Consider the following 260-nt stretch of genomic DNA (forward strand, 5'->3'; position numbering starts at 1 on the left):
CTGGAGCAGCGTCTTAATCCCTTTGTCTTCAGGGCTGTCGTTCAACATAGCGAGTGGAACATCGTAGGCGACGGAACTAGTCTTAATCCCTTTGTCTTCAGGGCTGTCGTTCAACACAAAACTGCCCCGGTCGGCCGACCCCAGAGTTATGGTCAAGTCTGGTGTATGAGTGATCGCTGGTTCAGGCGGCGCTCCGGTCGGTGATGGAGGATTCCTCGTCGTTGGTCGGTTCGGTCTGCTCGATGCCGTCGATGAACTGA

Source organism: Thioalkalivibrio sp. ALE21 (assembly GCF_003208255.1).
GTDB lineage: Bacteria > Pseudomonadota > Gammaproteobacteria > Ectothiorhodospirales > Ectothiorhodospiraceae > Thioalkalivibrio > Thioalkalivibrio halophilus.